This is a genomic window from Rhodopseudomonas sp. B29, from assembly GCF_000333455.1.
Classification (GTDB): Bacteria; Pseudomonadota; Alphaproteobacteria; order Rhizobiales; family Xanthobacteraceae; genus Rhodopseudomonas.
Genome location: NZ_BADD01000638.1, coordinates 1 through 6,443 on the forward strand (window position 1 = coordinate 1; position 6,443 = coordinate 6,443).

Annotated in this window: 4 protein-coding genes; all 4 read left to right on the forward strand. The window is 64.8% G+C overall.

The features are described 5' to 3' along the window. Positions 1-303 precede the first annotated feature (303 nt). Positions 304-2,493, forward strand: a complete 2,190-nt coding sequence (locus I5M_RS23000; RefSeq protein ID WP_022723551.1) for a murein L,D-transpeptidase — start codon at positions 304-306, stop codon at positions 2,491-2,493. A gap of 316 nt (positions 2,494-2,809) precedes the next feature. After that, positions 2,810-4,507, forward strand: a complete 1,698-nt coding sequence (locus I5M_RS23005; RefSeq protein WP_040771860.1) for a DUF882 domain-containing protein — start codon at positions 2,810-2,812, stop codon at positions 4,505-4,507. 343 nt (positions 4,508-4,850) lie between these two features. Continuing rightward, entirely contained in the window at positions 4,851-5,909 is a 1,059-nt protein-coding gene (locus tag I5M_RS23010; protein ID WP_148287945.1) for a LuxR C-terminal-related transcriptional regulator, read from the forward strand. A 113-nt stretch (positions 5,910-6,022) separates the two neighbouring features. Continuing rightward, positions 6,023-6,443: ABC transporter substrate-binding protein (locus I5M_RS23015; protein WP_031337357.1), on the forward strand; the 421-nt coding region annotated here is incomplete at its 3' end.

Sequence of the window (6,443 nt, forward strand, 5' to 3'; positions counted from 1 at the left end):
CGCGGGAACAGGATCAAAACAGCGATTCGGAACGTTTCGAACCGTTGCCGGGGAGTGACAGACAAACCCGGCGGCCCATGGCAGAAGGATGACACGCCTTTGCAGGTGGGCTGTACGTCAGTTTGTCGTGATGACACCGACAGATGCTGGTTGCGCCAGCCTCGGCTCTGTAACGTGACGGCCAGTGAATCGGGTGCTTGAACACCTTTTGGCGGGACCCATCCCGTAACGAAAGGCCACCCGGACCGAACAGTAATCCGAACTGTTCCTGCGCGGGGCAGCTTCGCCCAAGGGGATTACGGAATGCGAGATCACCAAAACGGACGCCGCGGTTTCGAAGCCGTGCTGATGGTTGTTGCGGCCAGCTTCGTCGGCGCGACTGTGTCCGCCACGTCGGTCCTGGCGCAAACGCCCAACCGCCCCGCGTCCGAGCTGGCGATCGATGCCGCAGTCCCGGTGCCCGACAAGGTCGAGCTGCCGCCGGTCGCGCCGACCGACTTCAAGGCCGACGCCAAGACGGATTCCAAGACGGATTCCAAGACGGATGCGGCTCCGGATGCCAAGCCGCAAACCGCGGCTGCGCCGGCCGCCGAGCCGGCCAAGCCCGAAACCACCGCGACCATTCCGCCGGCCACGGCGACACCGGCCGGGCCTGCGGCCGAAACGGCCATCGCACCCGCGGCGGCCCCCGCGACCACCGAGCCCGCCAAGGACCAGGCCACCAAGGATCAGCCGGCTGCACCGCAGCAGGCCGCCAGCACCGTGCCTGCCGCCGACCAGGGCGTGGCCGACAAGCTGCGCGATGCACTGACCACCAAGTCGGCGCGCTATTTCGATCGCAAGGCCGAGCGCGCCGCCGTCGAGAAATTCTACGAAGCGCGCAGCTACGCGCCGGTGTGGACCGCTGCCGGCGCGCTGACCGAGCCCGCCAAGGGCGTGATCGCGCGGCTGAAGGACGCGGGCGCCGACGGCCTCGATCCGACCGACTACCCGGTGCCGGACTTTGCCGCTGCCACGACACCCGATGCGCTGGCCGAAGCCGAGCTGAAGCTCACCGCCAGCATGATGGACTATGCGCGGCAGGCGCAGAGCGGCCGCATGCACTGGTCGCAGGTCTCCGGCGACATCCAGTATCCCGAGCACCCGATCGATCCGACCGAAGTACTGACCAAGGTCAGCACCGCCAAGGACGCTTCGACCGCGCTGGACAGCTACAACCCGCCCCACAAGCTGTATCGCGAGCTGAAGAAGAAGCTCGCCGAGCTGCGCGGCGAAGGCGACAAGCCGCCGGTGACGATCGCCGAAGGCGATACCTTGAAGTACGTGCCGGCCCGCAAGAAGCAGGCCGAGAAGACGATGGACGACCCACGCGTGCCGCAGCTGCGCACGCGCCTCGGCATCACCGAGAACGCCGACAGCACGACTTACGACGCCAAGGTCGCCGCTGCCGTCCGCAAATTCCAGAACGCTTCGGACATTCCGGCGACCGGCGCGCTCGACGCGCGCACCGTGAAGGCGCTGAACACGCCCAAGCGCGACCGCACCATCGACACCATCATCGTCAATATGGAACGCTGGCGCTGGCTGCCGCGCGACCTCGGCGCGCCGTCGCTCGGCGACGCCTATGTGATCCTCAACATTCCGGACTACACGCTGAAGGTGATGCAGCACGGCGCCCAGGTTTGGTCGACGCGCGTCGTCACCGGCAAGCCCGGCAAGCACGCGACGCCGCTGCTGACCGAGACGATGAAGTACATCACCGTCAACCCGACCTGGAACGTGCCGCCGTCGATCGTCTATGGCGAATATCTGCCGGCGCTGCAGCAGGACCCGACCGTGCTCGACCGCATGGGCCTGAAGCTCGAGCGCAACCGCGACGGCTCGGTGCACATTTCGCAGCCGCCCGGCGAAGCCAACGCGCTCGGCCGCATCCGCTTCAACTTCCCCAACAAATTCCTGGTGTATCAGCACGACACGCCGGACAAGTACCTGTTCGCCAAGTCGGAGCGCGCCTTCAGCCATGGCTGCATGCGGGTGCAGAACCCCGACGTCTACGCGTCGACGCTGCTCAACATCGCGCTGCCGAACGACCGCTACACGCCCGAAAAAATCCGCTCGATGTATGGTCGCAGCGAGATCGATCTGAAATTCCCCACCCCGATTCCGGTCAACATCACCTACCAGACCGCTTTCGTGGACGATGCCGGCAAGCTGGAGCTGCGTAAGGACGTTTACGGCCGCGATGCCACGATGCTGGCGCTGCTCAAGAACGACAAGAACAAGAACCTCGAAGCGGTGGTCGCCCACTCGCAGCCGAGCTATGGCGGCGGCAAGCCGGTTCGCATCCCGGATGGCGTAAACGTCGCCGGCGACTACAATTCCGGCGCCCAGTCGTCGGGCTTCAACTTCTTCGAGCGCCTGTTCGGCGGCGGTCCGCAACAGGCCGCGCCGGCTCCGCAGCGCCGCAATCCGCGCCGCGTCTATACCCGCTGAGGCACGAGGCAGCGCGGCGTTAAGGGAAAAAACCTTGTCGGGTCAGCGAGCTACGCGCTGACCCGCAGCCTCTATTAACCAAGATTAACAGTCGTCCACCAGGACGGCGGCAAATGGCTATTTTTCGCCATAGTCGCGGAGTTAAGGTTGTGGATCGACTAATGTTCGATCTGCGGCCTTCGAGCGCGTGTCAGCGTCAAGTCGCCGTTAACCTAACGGCCGCTAGCTGAGAGCTCATCCTGTCCGCCCACATGGGGTCGGCGGAAAGGTTCATCCGCAATCGTCCAATTTGGTCGTCCTGGTGTGGGGCTCATTCGTGCTGGCTGGTCTTGCGCGCCGCGTCCATCTGCTGTCGAAACTAATTTCGCTGCCGAAGGCGGGCGCTGGCGCAGCTCTCAGCTCCATCCTTCTGCTCGGCGCGGCCGGTACGGTGCACGACGCCACCGCCCTCGGCGACACCCGCACCCTCTCCTTCCATCACACCCATTCGGGCGAAGACCTCACCGTCACGTTCAAGCGCAGCGGCCGCTATGACGAAGAGGCACTGAAGAAGCTCAACCACTTCCTGCGGGACTGGCGCAACCAGGACCAGACCGTGATGGACCGGTCGCTGTTCGACATCCTCTGGGAAGTCTATCGCGACGTCGACGGCAAGCAGCCGATCCAGATCATTTCCGCCTATCGCTCGCCAGCCACCAACGCCATGCTGCGGCGGCGCTCCTCAGGCGTGGCGCGCCACAGCCAGCACATGCTCGGCCACGCCATGGACTTCTTCATTCCCGGCGTGCCGCTGGAGCAGATCCGTTTCGCCGGCCTGCGGCTGCAGCGCGGCGGCGTCGGGTTCTATCCGACCTCCGGCTCGCCCTTCGTGCATCTCGACACCGGCAATATCCGGCACTGGCCGCGCATGACCGCCGATCAGCTCGCCCGCGTCTTCCCGGACGGCCGCACCGTGCATCTGCCGACCAGCGGCAAGCCGCTGAAGAACTATGAGCTGGCGCTGGCCGATATCCAGAAGCGCGGCAAGAATGCCGACGGCTCGTCGGACAAGCAGAACCTGCTGGCCGCCCTGTTCGGCCGCAAGGGCGCGGATGACGAGGACGAGGGCACCGCGTCCGTCCAGGTCGCGTCAGCCGACTCCAAGTCGCTGGACATCAAGTCGGCTAACGACACCAAGACCGCTGAGATCAAGACTGCTGAGACCAAGACCTCTGAGACCAAGACTTCTGAGACCAAGACCGCCGACGCCAAAGCCGATCCGGTGCCGATGCCGCGCGCCAAGCCGGCGAGCCTGATCCAGCTTGCTGCCGCCCGACCCGCCGCCCCCGCCAAGCCGATCCAGGTCGCTTCGGCCGATGCGCCGCCGGTGCCGCCGATGCCGGTGCCCACCGCGCGGCCTGCCGACGCTGACTCCAAGCCGCAGAGTCCCGCTGATATCATCAACGCCCGCGGCTTCTGGGACGACATGCCGGCCGCGCCCAAGCAGGCGACGCCGGCTCAGGTCGCCGCCGTCACGGCACGCCAGGCGCTCGCGGCCGCCGACCGCACCACGTCGATCGAAGCGATGAATGCGATGGCCTACGCGCCGGTCGACAGCTCCGAGCATCCGCGCACCCGCGTCCACACGGTCACCGCCAGCGCGCCGATCCCGCGCGGTCCGCGCGCCGCCTCGCTGGGCCGCGCTGCCGCGGTCAAGATCGACAGCGTGATCGCCAAGGCCAAGACCGTCATCGTGGCGACCTCGGCGCGGCTCACCGCCGCCGGCAGTCGCGACAACGACGTCTGGATGCGCGCCATGATCCTGATGCCGAGCGCGATCAAGTCAGCCGCAACCGTGATCGGTGATATCGACATGACGCTGATGAGCCGGCATTTCGTGAAGCCGGAAACGACTCTGGCAATGGCTTTCGTCGACGATCCGCAGCCCGGCCTCTACGCCGACAGCTTCACCGGCCCCGCCGTCGCCACGCTGACCAGCCTGCCGCTGACCGCAACGGCCGAGAGCACGCACTAGAGATTTTCCGGTTCTGATAGAATCAGAACCGGAGCTCTAGATTTTTGTTTTGACGCGTTTTCTTCACGCGAACCGGTATCCACTTCGCTCGAAAACGCACTAAGCCTGAGCTCCCCACTCGCTTTGCGCGCCCCGCCATACCCGGGTGGGCAAGGCCTCGCAGCCGCGCCCCTGCTTCGACAGCAGCTCCTCCGCGAAATCCAGCGTCAAATTACGGCTCGATAACGCCCCGGGTAGTTAGTTTGCTGCGCGAACAACGCCCGTTCGTCCCGACCGGCACGAGCCGCCGAAGCCTAATAGCTAGGCACAAACGGCCTTCGCAGACGCAAAATGCCGGATGTACTTGCGTGGACGACCCAATTTTAGCCTTGGCAGTGGGAAAGAGCGCAGGTTTAATTTACCGTTCATTCGCAGAACTTCCCGCGTCGGCCTGGATAGTCCCATGGAAGCTCGCGCCGCTCTCAAGGCGTTCAGCACGTTCGTTCTCGAATTGAACGAGCGTAGTCACGTCGACGATGCGGTACAGCTTTTGAGCTGGAGTATCGATACTCTGGGCAAAGTGACCGATTGCGACGCCAACTGGGCCGGCTGGGCCGATCTCAGCCATGACAACGTCGAGGTGTACGGGTCGGTGATGCGCAACCTGCCCGATGACTTCTTCGCGTTTTGGTGCGGGATCAAACACGACGATCTCCTGGCACGCGATGTCATCGATACAGGTTCGGACTACGCGACCTACAACCGCCAGGGCTCACGCCATACACAGGGGATGGTTGCGCTGTCGGATCGCTACGGCATCGACAAGCTCGCGGTCACCGTGATCGACCACAAGCGCAATCCCGTGTCGCTGTTCATGTCCTCGTATCGCAGCGGCCGATCCGCCAAGGCGTTCGATCCACAGCAGCTCGGCTTTCTCCGCGCCGCCCTCGACCACATCCAGCTGGCGGTCAACCGCAGGGTGCAGCGCGACAGCAAGGGCGGATATCTCCTGGTCAACGACACCGGCCGGGTGATCACCGCGTCACCCGAAGCGCTACGATCGCTGAAGGAATTGTGGCCAGGTTGGCGCGGCGACCGAATGCCGTCGCTGCCGCGGGCGACCGTTGGCGGCGTCGCCTCGATCGCCAGCCTGCGGTTCGAGTGCCGCGCCGCGGCGCAGCTATCGAACCCGTCTCTCTATTATCTACGCCTGCTCGATAACGACCCGTGCTCCCACCTCACCCAGCGCGAGCGTCAGGTCGTCGATCACATCGTCGACGGCTTGACCCACAAGGAAATCGCAAGATCGCTCGGTATTTCACCCGCGACAGTGAGAAACCACACGCAGGCGGTGCTCTCCAAGCTGGGTGCGCGCAACAAGGCCGCGCTGGTCAAATTAGTGCATAGCAGCGCCGCCGACTAATCCTCGACTATCTCTGCGCGACCCGCGTGATGCATTTGCATCATTCCCAGACCTCTGATCCACGCCGTACCGTTCCAATGCTCAGGAGCCGTCGGCCGAACAGAGGATCAGCGATGACGAGGATTGCACGCAGGACGTTACTTGGTGGAATTGCTGCATCTGCTCTGGCGGGCAGTCTGCCCCGCCGCGCCGCCGCTGCGGATGACATCGTCATCGGCGTCCCGACCGCGCAATCCTCTCCGGTCGGCGTCGGTGACCAGAAGGACTGGCTGAACGGGGTCTCGCTCGCCATCGAAGAGATCAATGCGGCGGGCGGCGTCGGTGGGCGTAAGCTGCGAGCCGAAGTGACCGACATCGATATCATGACGCCGGAAGGCACGGTGTCGGCGATCCAGACGCTCACCGGCAAGCACGTCCATGCCATCGCTTCGGCTTTCGTGCTGATCCCGCAGCCGGCAATGGACGCCGCCGCGGCGTCCGCTACACCCTATCTGCACGGCAACACCTCGATCGCCTCGCTCGACCTGGGAAGGC

Excerpts from the sequence above, each read along its gene's own strand:
- I5M_RS23000 (WP_022723551.1), top strand. The coding sequence starts at position 304 with ATGCGAGATCACCAAAACGGACGCCGCGGTTTCGAAGCCGTGCTGATG.